We start from the raw sequence: 24,728 nt of genomic DNA on the forward strand, positions 1-24,728 counted from the left end.
GGAGCTTCATAGGGTCAAATGTAAAGTTTTATGTCTCAATTCAACACTTCTGGGTTCGAGGTTATTTGCTCTAATCAAATTAGGCTCCAGTTTCGCAGCGCGGGGATGCCGCAAAAGATGAGTGCTGGGTCACGATGAATGCGGGCAGCGAGGGTTGGGTTTTGTTGAGAAAGCGCCTGGTGGAGCAGGGCGGAGTCGCCGCCTGTAAGGGCGATCGCCCCCAAACCTGCGCCCCTGGCCCAGCGACACCACCGCAGCGCTGCTGCTCTCTCGCGCCACCCGCACCAGCAGCGCCGCCGACACCAGGCTGGCGATGACGGAACTGCCGCCATAGCTAAAGAAGGGAAACGGCAGCCCTGTGGTGGGCAGCGCCCCCGTGGCCACGCCAATATTCAGCAGCGATTGCCCCACCAGCAGCACTACCACGCCGATCGCTACTAGTTGATGAATTGGGCTTTTGGCCTTTAGCGCCACCCGCAGCCCCAGCGCCGCGAAGGAACCCAGCAGCAGCAGCAGCAATAGCCCGCCCAAAAAACCAAATTCTTCGGCATAGACCGCAAAGATAAAGTCGGTGTAATGAATCGGCAGGTAAAACAGCTTTTGCTGCGATAGCCCAAAGCCCGTGCCCGTGAGTCCGCCAGAGCCGACGGCCAGCAAGCTTTGAATCAACTGATAGCCGTTTTGGGCGGGGTCTGCCCAGGGGTTCAGGAAGGAGATAATGCGATCGCGCTGATAGTCGCGCAGGCTGACGCTGAGAACAGCAGCCCCCAATCCGGCGATCGCCGTGCCGCCCAGATATCGCCAGGGCAGTCCCGCCGCCAGCGCCATCAGCCACAGCAGCATTCCGCACAGCGCCGTGGTACTCAGGTTGGGCTGGAGCAAGATGCTGGCCAGCAGCAGCATAAAAATGCCCAGCCAGGTAAACCGCACCCGCCACGACAGCCGATCCCACCGCCCAAAAATTCGCGCCCCTTGCAGCACCAGAAATGGCTTGATCAACTCCGACGGCTGCAAAATCGGCAATGGCCCAATCGCCAGCCAGCGACTCGCGCCGTTGACCGTTGTACCAAATCCGGGCACCAGCGTTAGCAAGATCAGCCCCAGGCAGACCAGCATTAGCAAATCCGCCACGCCCAGCACAAACCGCAGCGGCGTACTGACCAACAGGCTAAAGCCCAGCAGCCCGATGCAGCCATACAAAATCTGGCGCTGGATATAGTAAAGCCCGTTGCCATACTCGGTATCGGCGATCGCATAGGAGGCAGAAAACAGCACCGCCAGCCCCAGGCCCAGCCACAAAAACGTCAGCCAGCGCAGCATCCGCGCCTCCATCGCCCAGGTATCGACGGGCGTACTTTCCCAGGGCAGCGCAGACGACCCAGAAGGGCGATCGCCCGACTCTGGCGGTTTCTGGGGCGGCTCGATGATTGGCTGCACAGCCGAGGGCATCGGCGCAGACTGCACCAGACGGCGATTTTTCCCGATACTTCTCACGCGGCGGCTCATATCGCGGCGACTCGTAAAACGATTCACAAATGCAGATTCACAAATCCAGGCTTACAAATCCAGACGGAGCAAGCAAACAGCTATCATAAACCAGACTGCCTCTAACCCTAGCGCAACTTTCCCGGTGCGTTAAAACAAAATCCCTGCTGACCCCACTCTCGGATTCCCAAGATGGCTATCTTCAATGTGCGATCGCTCCGCAAAGACTTCGGCATCAAGGAAATTCTCCGGGATGCCAGCTTTAGCCTGGAAGAAGGCGACAAGGTGGGGCTGATCGGCACCAACGGGTCGGGCAAGTCTACTCTGCTGAAAATGCTGGCGGGGCTAGAGCCGGCGGACGGCGGCGAGATCTGGCGCAACTCCGGTGCAAAGGTGGTGTACCTGCCGCAGCAGCCCGCTGTGGATGAGAATCGCACCGTGCTGGAGCAGGTGTTTGCCGATTGTGGCGAGCAGATGGCGCTGGTGCGCGAGTATGAAGCCCTGTCGGATAAGCTGGCACATGGGCACGGCGACCCCGACGTGCTAATGGCAAAACTATCCAGTGTGTCGCAAAAGATCGAGATGGCCAACGCCTGGGAGCTAGAAACCCAGGCCAAGGTGATCCTCAGTAAGCTGGGCATTCAGGACTTTGAGGCGCGGGTAGGCGACCTGTCGGGTGGATATCGCCGCAGAATTGCGATCGCCACTGCCCTGCTCTCCGACCCCGACGCGCTGCTGATCGACGAACCCACCAACCATCTCGACGCGCTCTCGGTGGAGTGGCTCCAGGATTATCTCCAGCGCTTTCGCGGCGCGATTTTGCTGATTACACACGATCGCTACTTTCTCGATCGCGTCACCAACCGCATTTTGGAAATCGACCGGGGCGACCTCTACGCCTACGCCGGCAACTATAGCTATTACCTGACGAAAAAAGCCGAAGCCGAAGAATCCGCAGCCAGCACCCAGCGCAAACATGCCGGAGTCTTGCGGCGCGAACTGGAATGGCTGAAGCGTGGCCCCAAAGCCCGCAGCACCAAGCAAAAAGCCCGTATCCAGCGGATTCAGGACATGCAGGCGCAAGAATTCAAACAGGCCCAGGGTAAGGTCGATATCACCACCGCCGGCCGCCGCATCGGCAAGAAAGTCATCGAACTCACGAATATTTCCAAGGCCTACGGCGATCGGGTGCTGATCAAAGACTTTACCCACAGCTTCAACCCGGAAGATCGCATCGGCATCATTGGTGGCAACGGCGCGGGCAAATCTACCCTGATGAATATTATCACTGGGCGCGTGCAGCCCGACGCGGGCACGGTCGAAATCGGCTCCACGATTCACATCGGCTATTTCGACCAGCACTCCGAAGACCTGGAAATCAACGAAAATCAGCGTGTGATTGATTACCTCAAAGGCGTGGCGGAACTGGTGAAAACGGCAGATGGCAGCGTCATCACCGCGTCGCAAATGCTGGAGCGTTTCCTGTTTTCGCCCAACCAGCAGTATGCGCCGATCAACAAGCTCTCCGGCGGCGAAAAGCGCAGGCTGTTTTTGCTGAAGGTGCTGATGGGCGCGCCCAATGTGCTGATTTTGGACGAGCCGACCAACGACCTGGACGTGCAAACGCTGGCGGTGCTGGAAGAGTACCTGGAGGACTTCAACGGATGTGCGATCGCCGTTTCGCACGATCGCTACTTTCTCGATCGCGTGGTAGACGTGATCTTTGCGCTGGAACCGGGCGGCACGATTCGCCAGTATCCTGGCAACTACACCACCTATCTGGAATACCTGGAGCGGCAAAAGCAGGAGGCCGCCGCCGAAGCGCCCAAACCTGCTCCCAAAGCAGCCGCGAAGCCTACGACTTCTGAGTCTGCAAGCACGGTTAATTCTTCAAGCAGCGCCACCAAGCCGCGCAAACTGTCTTTCAAAGAAAAGCGCGAATATGAAACCCTGGAGGCGAAAATTCCCGCCCTGGAAGCGGAACGGGATGCGCTGGAAAAGCAGCTTTATGACCAGCCGCCTGCCGACTTTACAGAAATGCAGCAGTTGACAGAAAAGCTGGCCAGCCTGACGACCGAAATTGATGCCGCCACAGAGCGCTGGCTGGAGCTAGCCGAACTGATTGACGCTTAGCGATGTCCTTAAAGAACGCAAAGAACGCCTACAAAGAACGCCTGCTTAAAGCCTTTAGAACACCTTAAGAATGTCCTTGAAGCACTATCCCTAGCGTTCCATTGTGGCTGATCCATGCTACGCTTAGGGGTGGAGCTGGCGCAAAGCTGTGTGTTCGATGCATTCTGGATGGATAGCCTGTCGGATGGATGCCATCGGTCTGTTTCAAGGAGCAATGTGCAGCCCGCCGCTCTGCTTCGGTTCTGGTGGGGATCAGCCACCAGACGCAAGGGGGAAAGTTCGGTGCAAATCCGACGCTGTCCCGCAACTGTGATGAGCGCAACCGCGCAGGATGCTTGACCCTCTGCTTGCCAGGTTCCTTTGGCAGGGCAGATTTGTCAGTTCTTTAGCCTGAGCGCGTTATCTCTGAGTCAGGATGCCCGCCGATAGCACCACTTTATGATTCATCTGCGAGGCATAGATGGTTTCAAGTTTAAGTTTTTTGGGACGTGATCCGGGGCGATCGCCCACTTTGATTTACTCCTTTCAGGCTGCTCGATCCTTTGAAATATCTGAACCGAACGTGGCAGATTCGCTGGAATTTTCACCAGATGTTTGACCACGGAGATCAAAGACAACTGCCAGACTCCTTCAGTTCGGCGGTTGGCTCAGCATTTCACAGATTAAAGCTTCAGCATGAGCATGATCTGCATGTCAATGTTTTTGCGTCGTTGGGATTTGCGTCTTTAGCAAATTTTCAGCAAATACAGCGTTTTTGAAGCTAGTGAGGCACACGATGGTCAATAAGCCCTTGCCTCGTGAGGGCAGCATGTGCCTCACGAGGCAAGAAAATGCTGTAGGGTGGCTAGATTCCTCGACTGCTGACCCAATTGACTGAGCTTTTTCTTGATGATCTAGCGATTCAAAATTGCCTCAGAAATACGCTTGAAACTTCTTTTCTAAAATCTCGTCTAGCTGATGAGCCGTGGGAAAAGAAGGCTTCAAGCAACGCTCTGTTTGGTGCGACCGCAGCAGTAAAGCTTTGCAGCGAAATTTTGCGAATTTGCCCACCTATCGGATAGGTTTCTGATTGGCTAATTTGAGATTTTATCGTTGTTATAGAATCCCCGATTTTGAGGTTTCTTTGCAGTTGATTAGTCCTCTGTTATTAGTCGAATGTTATTAGCCGAATCGGGTGTGAAAAACTCTCAAAATAACCTTGCAAACTCGCGTGGAGATTGCATCTGAAAACGAGTGCATCCCACTTTTGTAACCCTCACCCTAAATCCCTCTCCCAGAGCGGGAGAGGGACTTTGAATCGCCCCCCTTCTCCCAAAACGGGAGAAGGGGTTGGGGGATGAGGGCAAATTTGCATAACTGGGAGTCACCCTCTGAAAACTGCGTAGGTGCGATCAGGTGTGATCAATTGTTTGACCTTTTTGAGTGTTTGATGAGAAGCGGCATGAATGCAAAGGATTGTGTTTGGCAGGGCCTTTTGGGCTACTGGCAAAACTTGTTTATCCACCAAAATATGCTGATGTTGGGGTATGCAGCTTGGCACGGCTACATCAGCCAGGGGCGCGGGCTGCTGGTCTGTCGGGTGGCGATCGCCCATCCCCACACGGTGGATTGGAGTGTCGAAACGGTGCCTTTTTCGATGCAGTTTGTGGCGCTGGCAGCCGTACCGGAGTTTCTGCGATCGCTGGCGGCAGAAGTTCAATCAGACTTGCTAGATGAAGTGGCGATCGCCCGGCTAATGGAGGCGATCGCCCAGCATGACCCGACCCAATCCATGGTGCTGCTGATCGAGAACAACGGCACGGTCGATATTAACTTGCTTCAGCACTTGGCGATTTCTCCGGCAGACTGCCATCGCCAGGTCGAGCAGCGCTGGAACGAGTTTCAGCCCTATCTGACCGCGTTCCATCGGATGGATTAGCACCCGATTCTCCACATCCGATTTCTCTACATTTTTCCTACCGGCGCAAGCCAGGAGTTTATTCTGCATGACCGATGCCCATTTCAATGTGCCGCGTCCCCGCTGGGACGTGATTAGCTTCACTCTGTTTTTGCATCTGGCTGCTTTGCTAGCTTTTGTGCCGGCCTTTTTTAGCTGGTCAGCCGTAGCGCTGGCGGTGTTCTTGCACTTTGTCACCATTGGGCTGGGCATTTCTCTCGGCTTCCATCGGCTCGCCACTCACCGCAGCCTCAAGGTGCCGCAATGGCTGGAGTACTTTTTGATCATCTGCGGTACGCTGGCGGGTCAGGGCGCAGTCAAGGGCTGGGTCGGCTATCACCGGATGCACCACCTGCATTCCGACGAGGCGGGCGACCCCCACGACTCTAGCCTGGGCTTTTGGTGGTGCCACATCGGCTGGCTGATGCATCAAGTGCCGAGCCAGTCTCAGCTTGCTCGCTACACCAAAGACATTGCTAACGATCCTGTCTATCGCTTTTGCCATCGCAACTACATCTGGATGCAGGTGGCGCTGGCGGTGCTGCTCTACGCGCTGGGCGGGATGCCGTTCCTGGTGTGGGGGATTTTTGTGCGGCTGTTTGTGGGATTCCACAGCACCTTCTTTGTCAACAGCGCCTGCCATAGGATGGGCTATCGGACATATCAGACGGGCGATCGCGCGACAAACTGCTGGTGGGTGGCGCTACTCACCTTTGGCGAAGGCTGGCACAATAACCACCATGCGTTCCAGGCCTCGGCTCAATTTGGGCAGCGCTGGTGGGAAATTGACGTGGCCTGGCTGGTGATTCGCGCCCTGCAAGCAGCGGGTCTGGCGACTCAGGTGAAAACCATGCCCGCTTTCAAAGCGAATCAATAGGATAGAACTGACGCAGCTAGATCCCCCAAACCCCCTTAATAAGGGGGCTTCTAGAATTCCCCCCTTTTCAAGGAGGGCTAGGGGGATCAGCCGTTTAGGCTCTCCCTACGAATCTCCTAGTCGGCAATCTTTCTCACAAATTCTCACAAAAATGTTTCCCGCAGGTATCTCTTATGACAAAACCCGTTTCTTCGGTCGAACGTCAGGCCTTGCAGCCGGATGCAGCGACTCATGCAGGCACGACAGGAGCGATCGCCGACTGGCGCAAACTACCCAGCGGAGAGCGCTACCTCTACCAGCTCTTTAGCCTGATCGACGCGGCCGACTTTACCGTGATCAACCCGGCGGGGCAAGAGTTTCGCTTTGGGCAGGCGGGTGCATCAGAGCCGCTGCGGCTGATCATCCACCATCCCGGCACCTACGATCGCGTCTTGTCCTTTGGCACGCTGGGCTTTTGCGAAGCCTACATGGACGGCTGGTGGGACGAGGCCAACAACAATCTGGTGGAGCTGATCGGGCTGTTTTATCGCAACAATGTCTATTCCAAAGCCAGCAACAAGGTGACGCTGCCGCTGTTGTTTAAGGTGCTGACCCAGCGCCTGAAGACCGTGCCCGTGTTGATTCAAAACAGCCGCAAAAACGTCCAGCATCACTACGATGTGGGCAACGATTTTTATCAGCTTTTTCTCGACCCGACGCTTACCTATTCCTGTGGCTATCGGCGGCAAGAGAGCGACTCGCTGGAAACGATGCAGTTGCAAAAATATGAGCTGATTTGCAAAAAGCTGGGGCTAAAAGCTGGCGAAACCCTGGTGGATATTGGCTGCGGCTGGGGCGGCATGTTGATCTACGCGGCGGAGCGCTACGGCGTGTCGGGAACGGGCATCACCCTCAGCGTGGAGCAGGCCAAGCTGGCGCAAGAGCGGATCGAGCAGCGGGGGTTGGGCGATCGCCTCAAAATTGAAATTGCCGACTACCGCGAGTTTCACGGCCAGTTCGACAAGTTCGTGAGCATCGGCATGTTTGAACATGTCGGCAAGGGCAGCTTCGCCACTTTCATGCAGCAGGCCAACGCGCTGCTGAAACCCAGCGGTGTTGGGCTACTGCACACCATCGTCACCCAGAGCAACGAGCGCAACGGAGCCTGGGTAGACAAGTACATCTTCCCGGGCGGCTATGCGCCCCAACTGCATGAGCTGACTCAGGAGCTATGGGCAGCCAAGCTTGCCGTCGCCCATTGTGAAAACCTCAAGCCCCACTATGCCGAAACGATGAAGCGCTGGGCTGCCAACCTCGTCCGCAACCGAGACGCGATTCGCGCATTGGGCAATGCTTATGACGAGAAATTTCTGCGGATGTGGTATCTCTACCTGCAATCTTTTGAGGCATCGTTCCGCTACGGCAGTCTGCACGTTTATCAACTGCTGTTCTATAAGGGCAAGCCCTGGCCGCTGCCCATGCCGCTCGATTTCAGCTGGTGATGTTTATGCAGTGGGGTTTGCTTAGCTCAGCTTGGGCGATGACGGCAGCCTGGAAGTCGGGCGATCGCCCAAACCCCGCCAAGTTACTGGCCCAACACCAAGGCCCAACACCAAGGCCCAACACCAAACGCTTCTAGCTGCGGCTCATCACGCGCAGCAGCCAGAGCGAGGCGACAATGCCGATAAAGTGCGCCATGTTGATGTTGGTCGTTGCCAGCACCAGCAGCATATCCAGCGGATTGACAAAGCGGGCGGCACTGCCCGAAAAGATGGCGAATCCCTGGGCCGATGCCTTGATCACCAGCGACCCGATAATGGCCTGTGCGCCCAGAAACGTGAGCAGCATTCCTGCTAGATTGATCATCAGCCCCACGCGCAAAAGCTGAAAGGCCTCGCCGCGCTTGGGACGCACCCGCGTATCGGCGGTCTGGAGGCGGCGGCCGAGTCGGGCATAGCGAAAGGCCCAGAAGACGCTGGCGGCTAGGGCAAGCAGCCCCAGCGTCGAGAAAAACGCGCCTGTGCCTGTTTCGGTCGAGGTGGGGGAGGGCATGCCGGGGGTTGCTGTGGTGGCCCCAGCAGCCAGCCCGAAACTCGCAAAAACCAGCGACCCAGCCGAGATTACCCCTGGGACAAGCTGTGCCCAGAAGCTGATCCAGCCCGTGCGCCGAAACGCCAGCGCCACTCGCTGCACCGCAGGCGGCAAGCTGTAGGAAGACTCGATGCGGCTAGACTGGCTGGGTCGGCTGGAGCGGCTGGAGATGGGGCGATCGCTATAGCTTTCTGGCATGTCTGGGCGGGGGTAAGGGTGTCCCTGGGGTTTCGTCTATTGTATCGGGTGGGTGGGGTGATGAGGAGACGCGGTAGCGGAGAGGATTATTTAGAAGATTGATGGAAAACGCGCGATCGCACGCTGAGCGCCAGCCCGCCCAGACAGAGAAACCCCAGCACGCCCGCCAGCGGATTTTGGTTGATGCCCGTCATCCATGCGGGCACTTGCCCGGTATAGCGAATCAGCGAGCCGACATTCACCAGATAATAGCCCCAGACCATGCCACCGTGTAGCCCAATCGACAGGCCCAGTCGCCCCGTCTGCCGCTTGGCCCACACCAACAGCAGCCCTAGCAGCACCAGCCCCAAAAACTGGGGCGCGGTTGCAAGTACCTCATTCAGCGGGCGGATGAAGTGCAACACGGCAAAGGTGAGCGCGTTCGCCCAGAGCGCGGTTTTGGGAGAATAGTCGCGCTCTAGTTCGTCCAGCAGCCAACCGCGAAAGACGGTTTCTTCGGCAAGTCCATAGCCCAGCCCCACGCCCAGCCCTTCTAGCAGAAGGCGTGGAATTGGAAGAGAGGGCGATCGCCACGTAGCCCAGCCCAACCCGTTCATGAGGACAAATAAAAACAGGAGGCTGCAAAAGCCCATGCCTAGTCCTTGCAGCAGATCTCGACCCATTGCCCGCGTGCCCACCAGGCCATAGTGGGCGAATCCGCCCCGCCGCCCATAGACCCAGCGCCCCCACGCCCACAGCAGCCCAAAAAACAGCCCAAACAGCACGGGCATTACCAAAATGCTAATCGTGTTTGCGTCGTTTACAAGGGCATAGACCAGCGCGACGTAGGGCAGCCATAGGCCCAGCAGCACCAGCAGCAGACTGCCAATGCGGAGCGGAAAGGGTAGGTAGGCGAGGCGATGCAAGGGCAGGAGTTTGCTGAGTGGGTTGGCGGATTACGGCTCCACCAAATTTTCCAAGCCCGAAGTCACCTTCATCGACCGGATCGCGTCGCCTGCCTTCAGTTTTTCCAGCACTTCTTTGCCTTCGACGACATAGCCGAAGATGGAGTAGCGGCCGTCTAGCAGGTTTAGCCCGGCGGGGGTGAGTTCGGGTTCAAACAGGAAGAAGAAAAATTGGGAGGAGCCGCCGTTGGGGTCGCTGTCGGGGTGGGCCATGCCGAGTGCGCCAAAGGCAGAGAAGGGCAGCACGGGCTGATCCAGATAGCGGCCCGCGTCCTCCAGCGTAATGCCGTAGGTGGGGGCTTTGTCGCCCTGCACCATCACCTCCAGGGGAATCTTGCGCTCTTGCTTGGTTTTGGGGTCAATAAAGCCGTCTTCGGGCCCTGGCGGATCACCAATTTGCAACACATAGAAGTCTTCGGCGCGGGTGAACTTTAGCCCGTCGTAGAAGCCGCGCTGCACCAGATCGACAAAGTTGCCTGCTGTGACTGGGGCGTTGTAGCCGTCCACCACAGCCACCATATCGCCCTTATCAGTCTTGATGCTAATAGTGGCGCGGCCTTTGAGCTGGGGTAGGTTACTGTATTCCTCCGGCACTTCGTAGGGGAACTGGGCGACCATCAGTTCCTCAAGCTGCCCCACCATGTCGAGCAGTTCGGAGCGCTTTTCCCACAAGGCAGCTTTGTTGTTTTCTTCAACGGCACTCCGCATGGCGTTGATGCCCATTTCTAGCTGGGTAATCAGCAGCCCAGCCGCCGCTTGGCGATCTGCTGGCACGCTGGCTAGCAGTTCCTTTTGCTTCGTGTTCAGAATCCGCTCCATCTGCGACAGCTTGGGGTTGATGGCGTTGAGGCTGGTGCGGCTGATGCGGAGCGGCGTGGACAAATCTTCGAGCAGGGTTTGCAACTGGCGCACGGGTTTGTTGTTAATTGGCAGCGCGTAACGCAAAATGGCGCGGCCGTCGGTGATGGCGTTGCCCTGGGGGAGGGCGATCGCCGCCAAGTTGCTATGGGCGGTTCCCCATCCCACCAGCAGCAGCGTCATCAGCAGAGAAACGGCTCCGGCCTTTAGCCAGCGGGTGAAGGAACGCTTGGGCAGTTGAGTCATGGTTCTGCAAGAGCAACAACAGGAATCGGCTTCCTGTCTGATTTTGCCATAGCGCGGGCCGCGTGGCGGGTTTGGAAGATGGGGAGTGGAGATTCCACATTGCTCCAATCTTCTAACACTTCAACACACTTAGCGACAGCGATACAGGTCGTAGCTATCTAAGTGCCCCAAAATATTTATCACAAATATATCGAACACACTTAGCGACAGCGATACAGGTCGTAGCTATAGCCGTTGATCCAGATCTTGCGAATCTCCTGGGCGGTGCAGTCCGGCTGGTTCACGTTTTCAGAAGCGTGCCAGTTGACCAGCCACAGGTCGAACGGGCGCGGTACCTGGCTTAGCACCTGGTTTAGCGTGGCAGCGGGGGTTAACGTGTTCTTTTCGCCATGCGCTAGGACAAACTGGGGCAGCGTGTAGGGGCTAGCATCGGGCGCAAGTAAGAACTCGCGGGCAATGCCCATCATTTCGCCCGTCTGCACATGGGTTTGGTGGTCGGTAGCGACGAGGATGGGGGCTTCGGTGTATTTCCGCATTTGGGCCGCCAGTTGTTCAGGTCGGTAATATTTCTCGTAACCCAGGTTTACTGCAACCGAGAGGGCGCTGAGAAATCCTAGAAATAAGATGCCCAAAACCGCCGTTTTACCCGTTTTGGGGAACTGGTGGCGGGGGGCATACCAGCGGCGCGAAGTCCAGGGACGGGGCAAAGTTGCCAGATCGAGCAACCTACCCCGGTTCCACAGCGTTGCCAATGCTGCGCCCAGCAGCGCTACCACTGCCGGAAAGTAGATAAAGTTGTAGCGTGCGCCCCGCGTCACGTCGCGCCCCAACCCGTAGGTAATCAGCGTCATCACGGCGATACCTCCCAGCACTAGCCCGCCCAGAAGCACTACTGCCCAGCGCGTTTGGGGATTTTTTAGAAGTGTTTTGAGGCTGTAAATCAGCAGCGGCACGAACCAGATCAAGAAGGCAATCATGACCACTGCCGCTACGCCTGCCAGCGGCAAGAAATCTGCCTCCAGCGGCAACAAAATCACCATCACGACCCAGGCCGCAAGGAACTGAAAAATGGGGTTTAGCCACATTAATAGGTCGCTGCGGTCGTAAAAGATCCACTCAGTGAGGGGGCTGGTTTGCGAATTGGCCAGTTCGGGCAGCCAGACGAGGCAGGCCGCGAGAGAGAAGAGGGCAACCGCAAGGAGTTTGGGCGTGAGGAAGGATGAGATGGGGTGAGCGTGGCGGGCAGGAGCCTGGAAGCGCCAGAAGAAGAGGAGGGCGATCGCCTCGCTCAGCAAACTCAGCAGGACAAAGTAGTGAACCGCCACGCCCAGCGCATTCACCGCCACCCATCCGGCACACAGCCAGAGCGGAATCGGCTGTCTTGCCTGCATCTTGCGAACAGCAACCACCAGGCAGCAGAAAGATAGCGTAATCAGCAGCAGTGCCAGCGTGTAGTGGCGGGCATCCTGCGCCAGAAATACCGCATAGGGCGAAACTGCATACATCACCGCCGCTAGATTCGCCGCCAAGCGCGATCGCCCCGCCAGCCAGCCCAGCGCGTAGATCGCAGGCACCGTGAGAATAGCAAACACCACCGAGAGCGATCGCCCCGCCCACAGGCTGACAATGCCCTGCGGCAACGCCGGAAACAGCTTTAGCCAGAAATGCGACAGCAAAAAATACACCGGCGGGTGCGTACTCTCGCTCATGAGATAGCGCACCACGTCCTGCGGCGTGCCTTCCGGCTCTAGGCGCAGCGGCGACAGCAGCCCCTCCGACGAAATCACCTGATCCAGCGGCACCGTGCGAAAACTGTGCCCCAGGCTAAACACCAGCGTCGAGAACTCATCCGTCCAAGGCGGCTTGCTGCTCAAATACGCAAATCGCACCAACGCCGCCAGCGCCATCCACAAGAGCAGCTGCGCCCAGGGGCATGTTGCAAACCAATCCCTTAAACCTTTACTCACACCACGAATGGAAATCGACAAGTCTTTAGGCTAGCAGGTGTGGGAGGAGTGGTATACAGCATTTTCTTGCCTCGTGAGGCACATGCTGCCCTCGCGAGGCAAGGGCTTATTGACCATCCGTGTGCCTCACTAGCTTCAAAAACGCTGTAGCTGAAGGAGAAGGTCGGGAAAAAACGAAGGAGGGCGATCGCCCCAGTTACCCCTGCAATGCGAAGCGACCTCTCGGCAAGACCAGACCGCCCATAGGAGGGGGTGTGGGGGACGCTTCGTCCCCTGCAAAAGGGGGTTTGGGGGATATCCCCCAAGGCTGTTGGCTCGGCAGACAGAGTCCGCCCAGTCGCCAAAAACTCCTGCAAACTCCAAAGACACTGAGCATAAAAAGCGCTGCTGCGAGCAACCTCGAAACAGCGCCGATGGGTTTCTGTCTGTGGAGATAGAGGGCGATCACCCTCCGATCCAAACCTTTCTGGTTAAATCTCCGCCACTAAATCTCCGTCACTAAATCTCCGCCACAGCCCGCTCAATCAGGCGACGAGCCAGCGTTTGCGTGCCCGTGTGGGAGTAGTATTTCACCGCAATATCCAAAAACGCGCCCAGATAGTCGAGCTTATCCTTCGACACATCCGCCACCTGCACCAGCCGATCCACAATCCCTTCCTGGGTCAGACCGTTTTGAGTCACCAAATCACCCATCCACCCCTTCACCGACTCAAAGCTCTGGCCAATAAAATTCAGTTTCCCTTCTGAGTTTCTACCCGGAATCAGTTCATTCACCCCCTTAAAAGTCTGGTTTTGCTCCAGATCCTTCGGCGAGAGTCCGTTGATATAAGTCCCCACCTTCTGGATAAAGTTGGGCCCCAGCGGCACCAGCCCGTCAAACGACACCAGCGCCGCCATCCGCAGCAGCGACTCGCCGCCATAGTCACCCAGCGCCGCCAAAAAGTCGCCCAGGCTGTCACCGGGGATGCCATTGATCTGGCAGAAGGCGACCACCTCCGTCACCAGCTTCACGGCCAGGTCAATGCTCTGTGCCTGTTCTGGCTTGGGCGCGAGGTGCTTGAGCAGTCCCAAAAAGGAAATATCCTGCCCGACGCGACTGGCCAGCGCTGCCGCCCCCAGCGCACCGGAGGCACTGTCCACCGTGTTGTAAAGCCACAGCGCCTTTTGATAGCCCTGCGACTTGTCGTTATAAAGCTGGACAGCCCGTTCTCCAATCGCCTGGATCATGGCGGGATCGGTTTCCATCGTCACTGCTTTGATCGTGTTATCAAAGCCGACCAGGTTTTCCCAGTGACCCGGCACCACAAAGTCCAGAGATTTGAGGGCGCGGACAGTCAACCCGGTGGTGGGCAAATCATCCACGATTTCATAAATCGGTTTACTCATGGTCAGCGCTCCATTACTTCAGCTTGGACAGGCCAATCAGGTCAAATTTTTGAATCCAGGCGCGGCGATTTTCTTTGGTGAATTCTGGATCGCGGCTGAGGGCCTTGACCTGATAGCGATCTGCCACGAGAATGCCAGTCTGGGTGTTGCCGATTTCCAGGACAGGATAGCCCGCCAGTTTTTCGGTGGCGCTGTCATACTTTTTGGCGGCGGTCGGCAGACTGATGGTGTCAGAAATCGACAGCAGCGCCATATCTTTTGCGTCTTTCTTGAGCTTGGCTTCGGCAAAGCCTTTTTTCTCTTGAGAAAAGACAACGGTATAGCCCTGACCAGAACCTGGGAAGAACTTGTTAAAGCTGCTGCCTTGTTCGGCATCTTTGGCAACGGCCCTCGCGCCCCGCTGGGTGGACTCTTTCTGCGCCTGGGCATAGGGCGAGTTGTCTACTTTGCTACAGGCCGTAGCGCCAGACAACAGCAGCACAGATAGCAATAAAGCAGCTAGTGCTTTACGCCAGTTAAAACGGATCATCCTAACTCTCCTTTGCAACACGGTTGAAGGTGGCTGGGTTTTACGGGCGATCGCCGCTGGGGTGCGGAGCAAACAGGTTGTAAACCTGGTCTAGCGTGAGGCAAGCCAGACTTCTGGGAAGGAGCCGTCTGGTCAAGCCACAACTCATCTAAAACACCCTGTTCTGAGGCTTTTTGCGGCGTTCAGGACATAGCATACCGTTTGTGGTTCCCTTTTCTCTGTATCTATTCCGAACGCTTGGTTAGGTTTTGTAAATCTCTGGGGTTTGCGGCGGGCGATTTTTCTTTGCATTCTGCTTTGCGGAGGAAGGCAGGAAACCGGGTGTGATACGCTCTGGATTGCATAGAATCCCACGAAAACTCTCACGAAAGCGTGCGGATCAATCGTGTGATATATCGCATCAGCAGCATTTCAGCGGCATCTCAGCTTCTCAAGGGTTTAGCAGCAGGGCTATGGCACACCACACCAGTCTGGGGCAGGCGGCACAGTTCAGCACGGGGCAACGGAGATGGCGACCCCGAAACCTTCTCCAGACCAGACTATTGTCCTTGGCCTGCGGGCTGATGCTGGGCCTATCGACCTGGTTTGCCCGCCCCGCCCACAGCGCCGAGCGCGTCATTGTCAACCTGGGTAATTTTGAAATTTCCCTGGCGGTAGACGACCTGGAAACCTACGCCACTACGGGCGAGGTGCGGGGCGGGCTGAAGCTCTATTCGCGGTTTTTGGGCGAAACGGGCATGGTGGAACTGCGCCAGTTTCTCCAGCGGCGGTTTGACGTTGATCCGGTCGTGATTTCCCAGTTGCTTTATTCCTCATTGGGGGAGGAAACTCTGCTGCGACTGGGAGCAGTCGTGCGAACCGACACGCGACAAAACGGCTTTTCCGCGATTCGGGCAGCGGCGATTTTGGCGGCGAGTGAGCCGGAGGGACTGTCCATCATCGGCTGGCTACGTCAGTATCCGTCCTACAGCATCCGCCTGAATGCCCAGCAGTTGCTCGAACTGCGGCAGCAGTTTTCCACTCAAATCAACTATCGAGATGCTGTTGTGCGGGCAATTAACGAAGAAGTAGCCGCAGAAGCGGCCCAGTCGCCCCTGCCCGCAATCACCGGATTGCCCGATCCGGGGGAGTTGGGCCCCTACCGCGTCATTTCGCGCACGCTGGAGTTTAGCCGCGATCGCCGCACCCTCTTGGGCGATCGCATCCCCCGTCCGTTTCGCGTGCTGCTGCGGCTGCCCGACGGGTTGACCCAGCCCGCACCCGTCGTCGTCATTTCCCACGGGCTGGGGTCTACGCCCGAAGCCTTTGCCTACCTGGGCGATCACTTCGCGTCCCACGGCTTTGTCGCCATTCTGCCGCAGCACATCGGCAGCGATGAGAGCCGCCGCACCAGCGCCCTGGCAGGTGTGCTGACCAGCCCCGTGACATCCGTGGAATTTGTCGATCGCCCGCTAGATATCAGCTACGTGCTGGATACCCTGGGCGAACTGGCAGATACCGACCCAGGGCTGGCAGGACGCATGGACTTGCAGCGAGTCGCCGTACTGGGGCATTCCTTTGGCGGCTACACGGCGCTGGCGCTGGCGGGCGCAAGCTTGAACACGGGCGACCTGTTTCAGCAGGAATGTGCCCGGCCGCAGGCGCGACTGGATGTGTCGCTCGTGCTGCAATGTGCGGCCAGCCGCCTGCCACCCTACACCTACACGCTGCGCGACCCGCGAGTCCAGGCGGCGATCGCCGTTAGTCCGCTGACCTATCCCGTCTTTGGGCCTGAAGGGCTGGGGCAAATTCAAGTGCCCGTGATGATGATGAGCGGCAGCAACGATTTCATCGCCTCAGCGGTACAGCAGCAGATTCATCCCTTCCTCTGGCTCAACACGCCAGCAAAGTACCTGGCCATCATGGTGCCCAGTAGCCACACCTTTGCCGACAACACGCCCTCCTCTGGGGCGACGCTAGACACCGTGAGCCTGCTGCTCTCTGGGCCGTCGCCGCGCTTGGGGCAAGAGTATGTGCGCGAGATGAGCCTGGCTTTTTTGCAGCGACATTTGAACAATCAGCCCGCCTATGAGGTGTTTCTGAATGCCGCCTATGCCGAGTCAATCAGCGAGGAGCCGCTGGACTTGCGACTGGTGCGATCGCTCTCTACGGAGCAACTGGAGCAAGCCTTTGGCGGACCACCGCCGATTCCCTTTGTGCCAGAGGTGACGACCCGCTTACCGAGCGATCGCCCTGGATCGGTGCTGCGGGCGATCGCCGAATCAGGGGTGCTGCGAGCCGCCGTACAGCCCGACTCGCCGCCCTTCGGCACGGTCAGCGGCGCAGGGAACCTGTCAGGCTATTGCGTCGAATTACTCAACGGCCTCACCCAGCAACTCCAGGCACAACTGGGCCGCCCGATTCGCCTCGACCTCAGCGCCGCCGAGGTGTCGAACCGCTTTAGCCTAGTGCAGGCGGGCACCGTACAAATTGAGTGCGGCCCCAACACACTGCGGTCGGATATTGAGGGAGTGCTATTTTCTGCGCCCTTTTTCCTGACGGGGGTACAGCTTTTGGCCGCGGCCGACACCGCCAACCAGTTCAACGCGCTGGGCACGCTGGCCGGAGCCAGGATCGGGGTTCTGCGCGACACGGTGACCGAGCAGGTGATTCGGCAGCGCTATCCAGCGGCGCAAATTGTGACGCTGCGAGGCGCAACAGCCCGCACAGCAGGGTTCCAGGCGCTGCGGAGTGGCGCGATTGACCTATTTGCAGGCGACGGCGTGCTGCTGCTGGGCGAGGCACTGCAAACCAGCAGTTCCCTGGCCGGGGCAGGCTACACGCTGCTACCGCCAGAGCCGCTGTCCTGCGACCCCTATGGAATGCTGCTGCCCGCCACCGACTCTACCTGGCGCAACACGGTGAACCAGTTCCTCACCAGTCAGGCAGCGCGGCAGGTGGGCGATCGCTGGTTGACGCAAGACCTGCGACCCTACCTGTTGCTGACGCTCGATCGCTGCGTGGCAGAGTAGCGTTTGCCAGACTTTAACTTCGTCTTTATGCCGACACCAGCGCCGTGTGCCGCACCGGAATCCGAATCACAAAGGTCGTGCCCTGACCCGGCGTAGACTCGCAGTACATCTCCCCCTTGTGCTTATCCACCACAATTTGATAGCTAATCGATAAGCCCAGCCCTGTGCCTTTGCCAACGGGTTTGGTCGTGAAGAAAGGATCAAATAGGCGCGATCGCACGGACTCTGGAATACCCGTTCCATTATCTGAAATCAGGATTGTTGCCCAATCTGGATCGCTCAATCGAGTTTTGATCTGGATAACGTTCGGATGTTCAGAAATCTCTTGAAAAGATCGCGTTTGATTGGCTTCCTCTAGCGCATCAATTGAATTAGTGATCAGGTTCATAAACACCTGATTAAGCTGCCCTGGATAACATTCCACCATCGGCAAATTCCCATACTCCTTAATCACCTGGATCTCTGGACGCTCTGCCTTGGATTTGAGGCGATGCTGTAAAATTAGTAGCGTATTGTCAATTCCTTCATGGATATCTGCTGGCTTAAATTCAGCTTCATTTAAGCGCGAGAAATTGCGAAGCGACAGCACGATTTCGCGAATGCGGCCGGTGCCAATTCGCATCGATTTCAGAATTTTCTGCAAATCTTCTACCAAAAACGCTAGATCAATTTCTTCCAGCGTCTCTTGCAGCGCTACTGGAGGGTCGGGGATGACTTTCTCGTAGGCATGGACTAATCTGATCAGGTCTTGGGTGTAGGTATTCAGATGTTCTAAGTTGCCGTGAATAAAGTTCACTGGGTTATTGATTTCATGGGCAACGCCCGCAACTAGTTGACCCAGGCTAGACATTTTTTCACTCTGCACCATTTGGGTTTGGGTGCGATGCAATTCTTCCAACAGTTGCTTAAGATGATTGTTCTTTTCCTGAAGTTCTTGTGTGCGGAGGAGGACCTTTTGCTCAAGGGATTGGCTATAGGCTTCTAGCTTTTCATTGGCGGCTTGCTGTTGCTGCAAAAGCTGATTGACAAAGGCAATCAGTTGATTAAAAGATTGGGCGAGGCTGCCGATTTCATCATTGCTGGAAACCGAGGCTTGCAGGTCAAATTTTGCGTTCTGAATGGACTGCTGAGCAACATCAGTGAGCACCTGAACCGGACGGGCGATCGCCCGACTAGTGATAATGCCCAGGACAATGGCGATCGCTGTAGACAGCATAATGCCTGCCACAATCGCCTGAAACCGAAATGCATCTGCCTGATCGAGATGCTGATAGGCTAGAGTTTTCTGATTTTCTGCGACCCGCTGTATCTGCACCAGCTGCTCCGACAGCTTTTCAAAGCGAAGCCGCATCCGAACGGCCTCTGCATCTGTCAGGCTTGCTAAGATCATCTGCTGGGCAGGGCCAGCCGTCTCCCGTGTTAGTTCCTGCGGGTTAATCCGCTTCCACAGTGCAGCAATATGCTGGCGGTAGCCCTCAATGGTGGAATCGTAGCTTTGAGCTATTGTTTCTAACGTTTCTATATCCAAATTTTCCTGGGAAGTGTCCAGGTTAATAAACGAATCTAATTCTGCCAGCAGGGCCTTAGCCTGATTAAAATCATTCGTAAACTTACTCATCTCATACTGAAACCAGATTGGCTCTTGCAGCACTACCAGCAAGCGTTGGGGATGGGATTGGAGAGATAGCGATAGCAGCGACAGCTTATTCAGCTTGTCTTGCTGAATCTCAGCAACCTCTAGGGCTTCTTGTGCTTTCTGCTGTGAATGACTGCCTACCGCCAACCCCAGCAACGCCCCTAACGCAGCAATACTAATCGCCACGCCATAGCCATAGCCAATCTTCTTGGAAATACTTTGGCGAGAATCCAGCCAAGCATCCACACCCGCACCTATCTTTGTAATAAAAGCCATACTGATAAGCGTCCAATCTTAAAACAATCAAGAGCCAATACATCCCAAATCGCGCATACTAAAGACGCTCAAGTTCTTTGACAGAAAGGGTTCCGCCATCGCCAACCCATCCAACGAAAAGCTCTGACGAAAAATTCTGACTATTCTGACTGTTCTGACTATTTAGGGCTACCTACTTAGGGAAACAAAACCATTAGCGACCTAAAACAATTGAAGAACTAGAAATAGAGAATTAGAAAAGCAAAACAATTAGAGGAATTTGTCCTGTCCAATAGCGCGATAGGCTTCTCGAATCATGTCGTAGTCCGCATCATTTGCTACGGAGAACTGACTGTCTTCTGGAAAGCGGACTGCCAAACTTTCCACCGAGCGAATTCCCTGAAGCAGTTTGTTTTGTTCCCGCAGCATACGAGCCTGAATCTCTGCTCCGACCGCCGAGCTAAACGCGCTGCTTAAAACAAACACATCACCAGGCAGCAGTTCACCTCGCGCGACGATTGGATAATCTTGCTCAGAGGCATTAAGCGCTTTTAGCGCAGCTCTATATCGAGGATTTCCCCTAACACAGGCATCCACTTCCCCAAGCCGTAGCGATTGCAGGTCATTTTCCCCAGTCATGACCGCTTTGTAATCTACTTGAGGCGTTAGCCCCGCATCCATTAGCATTTTCGTTCCAGCCAGATGGGAGGCTGTAGAGCCAACTTTCCACATATCAACGGTTTTTCCCTTCAGATCCGCCAAGGATTGAATCCCACTATTGGCACGAACCACCAGAACGGCGTAATAGTTGGAGCGAATCAAGCTGACCAGTGGTGTGGCTTGAGTGCGGGCATGGATGGTGACATATTCAGATGGGCCGGCCCAAACCAAATCCAGCTGATTGGTTTGCAATGCAGAGGCGGCCGTGAGCAAATCATCCATAGGAAAAAACTCAACGGAAGTTTCTAAAACGTCTTCTAAAGCCGCCCGAAACGGATCGTACTTTTCCTTTAATTCATCGATTCCCTGAACATCCGTAATTGCGAATCTAATTTTCTTAGGTAACTTGACAGTGGATACACGCGAAGCCGTGGAGGTTGCACTACAGCCAGCAATAAAGAGACTGGAATACCATAGGAAATTGCGTCGTTTCATGGCATTTTGGGGACTATGCTAGATTGGCGGAACTTAGCCTAGAGTTCCCGTCCAACATAAAAAGTCACCAAAATATAAACAGGATTTACTAAACTTATTTAATCTTATGCTTTGTTAGGATGTACGCAGTTAAACGATTTCTCGCGGGCGGCGCTCGCGAGAAATCGTTCAAAATCCAGAAAACCTATCGCAAGTGCGTAAGGTCTGCTTATTTTGGAAAGCCACAGGTATCGTTACAGACTTCCTGATTCCACGACCTTTTCGAGATACTGGCTTTCCAGCAAAAACGCGCCGCGCCCAAACCGAACGCCCCAATAGCCACCGGGGCGGCGATCTAGTACAATGCCTTCTTCTCCAACCTTAATCAGGTCGGGTGGACGCAGCATGGGCATGGGTTCTGCGGTTTTGAGGTAGGCTGGCAGGGCGATCGCCCGCACCCGATCGCCCACCTGAAACACCTTCTCCTCTGTTCCATCCAGTTCTGCCATTGCTTCACCCTCGTTCAGGGAACTTGCCAGATTTTTTCATGATACTGGCTCGGTTCCGCATAGGGATCAATCATTTCGCCATGATGATGCCCATGCGTATGGCTGTGGGGATGCCCGTGGGCGTGGCTGGGTTCATGGTCATGCGTGTGATCCTGCGGATGGCTGTGTCTATGTGCATGATTTTGAGCATGATTTTGAGTATGTTCATGCGCGTGTCCGTGTGCATGTCCATGATCGTGCCCGTGTGCGTGTGCGTGTTCATGATCGTGCCCGTGTGTGTGTGCGTGTTCATGCCCGTGGACTGCGCCATTGCCCACAGCTACCAGACGAAACTTGCACATTTCGCAATTCATCTGCACCTGCCCAAGCTGCGTTTCGATTTCGCGATCGCGCAATACAGAAAACAGCGTCCTATGCAGCCCCATCTCTGGCAGGCAGACCATTGAAATGTCGGGAAACTGGGACTGCTGTTGGGCTGTGATCGTGGCAATTTTCTTAACCAGCACGCCCGTAAACAAAAAGTAGGGCAGCACGATAATCCGCCTGGGCTGATACAGGCGGGCGCGGCGGAAGCCCTCTTCTAGCCGGGGATGGGTAATGCCGATAAAGCAGGTTTCGACGGTGCGATAGCCGCTGCCTTCCCAGAGAATTCGCGCCATTTTATAGACATCGCCGTTGGCATCGGGATCGCTGGCCCCGCGCCCCACAAACAGCAGCACCGTGTCTTCCCGCGCAATGCCCTGGGGATTCCACTGCGGCTGGTCGAGTTCTGCGAGGCGCGATCGCCACAGATCCAGAATTCCTGGCGTAATGCCAAAGTGCCGCCCATAGTGAAACGTGACCTGGGGATGGCGCTGGCGGGCGCGATCCAGTTCATTGGTCACGTCGAACTTGTTGTGTCGCGCCGCAAATAGCAGCACAGGCAGCACCGACAGGTCGGTATAGCCCCTGGCAACGCACTCGTCTACGCCCTGCTGAATCGACGGCTCTGTCAGTTCCAAAAAGCAGGGCACGACTGGACGCGAGGTGTCTAGCGCTTGATACGCCGCCGCAAAATCTAGCAAGCCCTGGCGACCATCGGCATCGCGGCTGCCGTGGCCCACCAGCAGCACCGGGCGCTGCATCGGTAGCGGGGGAAGATCGAGCTGGAACGAATTTCCGAGGGCGATCGCCTGCTGCTCTGGCTCCAGAGGATACATCAGCGGCTGCGCTAACGGCTCAGGGTTCCCAGCAATGGGTAAATTGGACTTTGAAGAAACGGGGTCAATAGAAAGGGTCATAAAAATCAAAACTCCATTCCCGTGCGACGCGGGAGCTAGAGTGAAAAAACAGCAGGCTGGCGTTCTGGCTGGGGAGTTTTGGTTTGATCAATGTCTAACCAATTCAATATGCTCAGACTCCCATCACAGCTGCGGCACAGCGCCGGACTCTCACCGGACTTTCCCACCCTGCGGCTGTTCACATGTGCCTAGCCATCTTACCCCAGGCGGGGAATCGTGGAATGGGGGAGAGGGGGATTGGGATGTGTCCCAGATTGGGAATGAGGGGATAATAAGAGGATCGCGGGATCGCGTCCTTCCCCGGATTGCGTTTTCAATTGCGTTTTTTAGTGCGTTTTCAATTGCGTTTTCCCAATGTCCTTTCGCAAGCGCATCGCCTTTTACCTCGAAGATATCGACACGCCTACCGGAAAGGCGCTCAACCTGCTGATTACCGGGCTGGTGCTGCTGTCGGTGGCGATTTTTGTCGCGCAGACCTATCCGCTGTCGGAGGAGTGGCGGACGGTTTTGGGGGCGCTGGATCTAGCACTGCTGCTGCTGTTTTCGCTGGAATATTTGCTGCGGCTGTGGTGTGCAGAAGATCGGCTCAAGTTTGTATTCAGTCTCTTTGGGCTGATTGATTTGATGGCGATTTTGCCATTTTTCTTGGGCGCAGTGGATATTCGGTTTATCCGCATTTTCCGCTGGTTTCGGATTTTGCGGCTGGCGCGATTTTTTGAAGGGCGGACGGTGTTTGGCTATGTCACGACGGAAGACAGCGCCATTTTTGCCCGCATTTTGTTCACGCTATTTTCGATCGTGTTTGTCTATTCTGGGCTGATCTATCAGGTCGAACATCCGGTCAACCCGGAGCAATTCAACACGTTTTTTGACGCGATTTACTTCTCGATTTCGACCATTTCCACGGCGGGCTTGGGCGATGTGGTGCCGATTACCGATGGCGGGCGATCGCTCACCATTTTGATGCTGTTGACCGGAATTTTGTTCATTCCCTGGCAGTTGGGCGATTTGATCAAGCAGTTGGTTAAAACGGGCACCCGTGTCGCTGTGCAATGCCTGAATTGCGACCTGTCGGTGCATGACCAGGATGCCCTGTTTTGCAAAAACTGCGGGACGCGGCTGCCTGCGAAGCCAGAGATTTTTTTGGGTGAGAGTGATACAAATCCAACTCAAGTGGAGAACGTGATCAAGTAGACTAGGGTGCAGTTTTATTTCTGGTTTTCCAGAGCGCTCTGGGCTTGCACTCGTCAGCGGGCCCAGGGGTGCGCTAGTTCTATCGTGAGGAGCAAACAGCAATGCAGCAGCGAGGGGTCACAGTTTGGTTTACCGGGCTGAGCGGCGCGGGCAAGACGACGATTCGCATGGCGGTGGAAAAGGAATTGCGCGATCGCGGCTTGGCGGTAGAAGTGCTGGACGGCGACATTGTGCGCCAGCATCTCACCAAGGGGCTAGGCTTTAGCAAGGAAGACCGAGACGAAAACATCCGCCGCATTGGCTTTGTGGCGCATCTGCTCAGCCGCAATGGCGTAATTGTGCTAGTGTCGGCGATTTCGCCCTATCGGAACGTGCGCGATGAAATGCGCGATCGCATCGGAGATTTTGTGGAAGTATACGTCAATGCACCGCTCAGCGTGTGCGAAGAGCGCGACGTGAAGGGCCTCTACAAAAAAGCGCGGGCGGGCGAAATCAAGCAGTTCACAGGCATCGACGACCCCTACGAAGCGCCGCTAAATCCTGAAGTAGAATGCCGCACTGACCAGGAAACCCTAGAAGAGAGCGCCGCCAAGGTGCTGAATTTCCTGAAGCAGCAGGGCTACCTGTCTGGACAACCCGCCGCCTCGCTCAAAAAATCGTAAGCGTCTGGGCTGCTTGAATCAGTCCTGGCACGGCCGCTGCGTTCCATCCCACCTCGGCGCGGCGGCCCGTCAGCAGGATCATCCGCAGACTGTAGGACTGGGGAAACCCTTCGACCTCTAGCCAGAGGCGATCGCTCTCCAGTTCACAGGCAATACGCTCCTCTTCCATTAGTTCTGCCCCCATCTGGCTCATGGTTTCCGCCAGTTGCCCCGCCAGCCGACAAAAATCCTCCAGTTCCGCTGCGGTTAGCTCCAGCGCCCAATCGTCGCCGCCGACGAGTCCAGCAAATTCGGGCGCGTCTTCGTCCCAGCCGATTTGCCAGCCGGGGCCGCGTTTGAGGGTACGAGGCATTGGGAGTAATATCGATTTTGGATTTTGGATTTGCGATTTTGGATTTGCGATTTTAGATAGCCAGTC

General features: G+C 56.1%; 18 protein-coding genes, 1 pseudogene and 2 riboswitches. Of the genes and pseudogenes, 7 read left to right on the plus strand and 12 right to left on the minus strand.

The genetic code is table 11. The features are described 5' to 3' along the window. Window positions 1-129 precede the first annotated feature (129 nt). Window positions 130-1,332 carry an FtsW/RodA/SpoVE family cell cycle protein gene (locus IGS16_RS04665; protein ID WP_297083814.1) on the minus strand — a complete coding sequence of 401 codons (1,203 nt, stop codon included), beginning with the start codon at window positions 1,330-1,332 and terminating at the stop codon, window positions 130-132. Between the two features lie 345 nt (window positions 1,333-1,677). Between IGS16_RS04665 and IGS16_RS04670 the strand changes: the two genes are divergently transcribed. The 4 genes from IGS16_RS04670 to IGS16_RS04685 all read left to right on the plus strand — a co-directional run bounded on the left by IGS16_RS04670 (window position 1,678) and on the right by IGS16_RS04685 (window position 7,912). Next, complete coding sequence (locus IGS16_RS04670) at window positions 1,678-3,618, plus strand: ABC-F family ATP-binding cassette domain-containing protein (RefSeq protein WP_297083732.1); 1,941 nt, start codon at window positions 1,678-1,680, stop codon at window positions 3,616-3,618. Between the two features lie 220 nt (window positions 3,619-3,838). Continuing rightward, window positions 3,839-4,060: riboswitch (cobalamin riboswitch) on the plus strand. Between the two features lie 999 nt (window positions 4,061-5,059). Further along, the gene (locus IGS16_RS04675) at window positions 5,060-5,536 is read left to right on the plus strand and encodes a hypothetical protein (RefSeq protein WP_297083734.1); all 477 of its coding nucleotides are present in this window, start codon (window positions 5,060-5,062) and stop codon (window positions 5,534-5,536) included. A 67-nt stretch (window positions 5,537-5,603) separates the two neighbouring features. Next, a complete protein-coding gene (locus IGS16_RS04680; protein ID WP_297083736.1) occupies window positions 5,604-6,431 on the plus strand; it encodes a fatty acid desaturase in 828 nt (275 codons plus the stop codon). A 173-nt stretch (window positions 6,432-6,604) separates the two neighbouring features. Beyond that, entirely contained in the window at window positions 6,605-7,912 is a 1,308-nt protein-coding gene (locus IGS16_RS04685) for a cyclopropane-fatty-acyl-phospholipid synthase family protein (RefSeq protein ID WP_297083737.1), read from the plus strand. 133 nt (window positions 7,913-8,045) lie between these two features. Here the strand turns inward: IGS16_RS04685 and IGS16_RS04690 are convergent, their stop codons facing one another. The 6 genes from IGS16_RS04690 to IGS16_RS04715 all read right to left on the minus strand — a co-directional run bounded on the left by IGS16_RS04690 (window position 8,046) and on the right by IGS16_RS04715 (window position 14,629). Next, a complete protein-coding gene (locus tag IGS16_RS04690) occupies window positions 8,046-8,699 on the minus strand; it encodes a DUF3611 family protein (RefSeq protein ID WP_297083739.1) in 654 nt (217 codons plus the stop codon). A gap of 86 nt (window positions 8,700-8,785) precedes the next feature. Continuing rightward, entirely contained in the window at window positions 8,786-9,604 is an 819-nt protein-coding gene (locus IGS16_RS04695; RefSeq protein ID WP_297083741.1) for a type II CAAX endopeptidase family protein, read from the minus strand. A 30-nt stretch (window positions 9,605-9,634) separates the two neighbouring features. Next, window positions 9,635-10,747 carry a peptidylprolyl isomerase gene (locus IGS16_RS04700; protein WP_297083743.1) on the minus strand — a complete coding sequence of 371 codons (1,113 nt, stop codon included), beginning with the start codon at window positions 10,745-10,747 and terminating at the stop codon, window positions 9,635-9,637. Between the two features lie 200 nt (window positions 10,748-10,947). Then, the gene (locus tag IGS16_RS04705; RefSeq protein ID WP_297083816.1) at window positions 10,948-12,654 is read right to left on the minus strand and encodes a glycosyltransferase family 39 protein; all 1,707 of its coding nucleotides are present in this window, start codon (window positions 12,652-12,654) and stop codon (window positions 10,948-10,950) included. A gap of 558 nt (window positions 12,655-13,212) precedes the next feature. Beyond that, on the minus strand, window positions 13,213-14,100 hold the full coding sequence (locus tag IGS16_RS04710; protein ID WP_297083745.1) for a hypothetical protein: 888 nt from the start codon (window positions 14,098-14,100) through the stop codon (window positions 13,213-13,215). 13 nt (window positions 14,101-14,113) lie between these two features. Continuing rightward, window positions 14,114-14,629: a hypothetical protein gene (locus IGS16_RS04715; RefSeq protein ID WP_367185727.1), complete on the minus strand. Its 516-nt coding sequence runs from the start codon at window positions 14,627-14,629 to the stop codon at window positions 14,114-14,116. A gap of 452 nt (window positions 14,630-15,081) precedes the next feature. On the opposite strand from IGS16_RS04715, the gene IGS16_RS04720 reads away from it, so the two are divergent. Next, window positions 15,082-17,640 carry an alpha/beta fold hydrolase gene (locus tag IGS16_RS04720; RefSeq protein WP_297083749.1) on the plus strand — a complete coding sequence of 853 codons (2,559 nt, stop codon included), beginning with the start codon at window positions 15,082-15,084 and terminating at the stop codon, window positions 17,638-17,640. Between the two features lie 25 nt (window positions 17,641-17,665). On the opposite strand, the gene IGS16_RS04725 is transcribed toward IGS16_RS04720, so the two are convergent. From IGS16_RS04725 to IGS16_RS04740, 4 genes are all read right to left on the minus strand, one after another. Beyond that, window positions 17,666-19,552 carry an ATP-binding protein gene (locus IGS16_RS04725; protein ID WP_297083750.1) on the minus strand — a complete coding sequence of 629 codons (1,887 nt, stop codon included), beginning with the start codon at window positions 19,550-19,552 and terminating at the stop codon, window positions 17,666-17,668. Window positions 19,553-19,801: 249 nt separating this feature from the next. Then, the gene (locus tag IGS16_RS04730) at window positions 19,802-20,686 is read right to left on the minus strand and encodes a PhnD/SsuA/transferrin family substrate-binding protein (RefSeq protein ID WP_297083753.1); all 885 of its coding nucleotides are present in this window, start codon (window positions 20,684-20,686) and stop codon (window positions 19,802-19,804) included. A gap of 233 nt (window positions 20,687-20,919) precedes the next feature. Continuing rightward, on the minus strand, window positions 20,920-21,174 hold the full coding sequence (gene sipA, locus IGS16_RS04735; RefSeq protein WP_297083755.1) for a regulatory protein SipA: 255 nt from the start codon (window positions 21,172-21,174) through the stop codon (window positions 20,920-20,922). 14 nt (window positions 21,175-21,188) lie between these two features. Then, window positions 21,189-22,373: a sirohydrochlorin chelatase gene (locus tag IGS16_RS04740; protein ID WP_367185728.1), complete on the minus strand. Its 1,185-nt coding sequence runs from the start codon at window positions 22,371-22,373 to the stop codon at window positions 21,189-21,191. Between the two features lie 117 nt (window positions 22,374-22,490). Further along, window positions 22,491-22,661: riboswitch (cobalamin riboswitch) on the minus strand. Between the two features lie 147 nt (window positions 22,662-22,808). On the opposite strand from IGS16_RS04740, the gene IGS16_RS04745 reads away from it, so the two are divergent. After that, the gene (locus tag IGS16_RS04745) at window positions 22,809-23,648 is read left to right on the plus strand and encodes an ion transporter (protein WP_297083757.1); all 840 of its coding nucleotides are present in this window, start codon (window positions 22,809-22,811) and stop codon (window positions 23,646-23,648) included. Window positions 23,649-23,743: 95 nt separating this feature from the next. Continuing rightward, window positions 23,744-24,310: pseudogene (gene cysC, locus IGS16_RS04750) on the plus strand (adenylyl-sulfate kinase); the annotation flags it as partial. Here cysC and IGS16_RS04755 read toward each other — a convergent pair. Then, a complete protein-coding gene (locus IGS16_RS04755; protein WP_297083759.1) occupies window positions 24,297-24,662 on the minus strand; it encodes a DUF1818 family protein in 366 nt (121 codons plus the stop codon). The pseudogene cysC and the gene IGS16_RS04755 sit on opposite strands and share 14 nt — an antisense overlap. Window positions 24,663-24,728 lie beyond the last annotated feature (66 nt).

Origin of the sequence: Thermoleptolyngbya sp. C42_A2020_037, from assembly GCF_015272455.1 — a bacterium.
In the GTDB taxonomy this organism is placed as follows: Bacteria; Cyanobacteriota; Cyanobacteriia; order Elainellales; family Elainellaceae; genus Thermoleptolyngbya.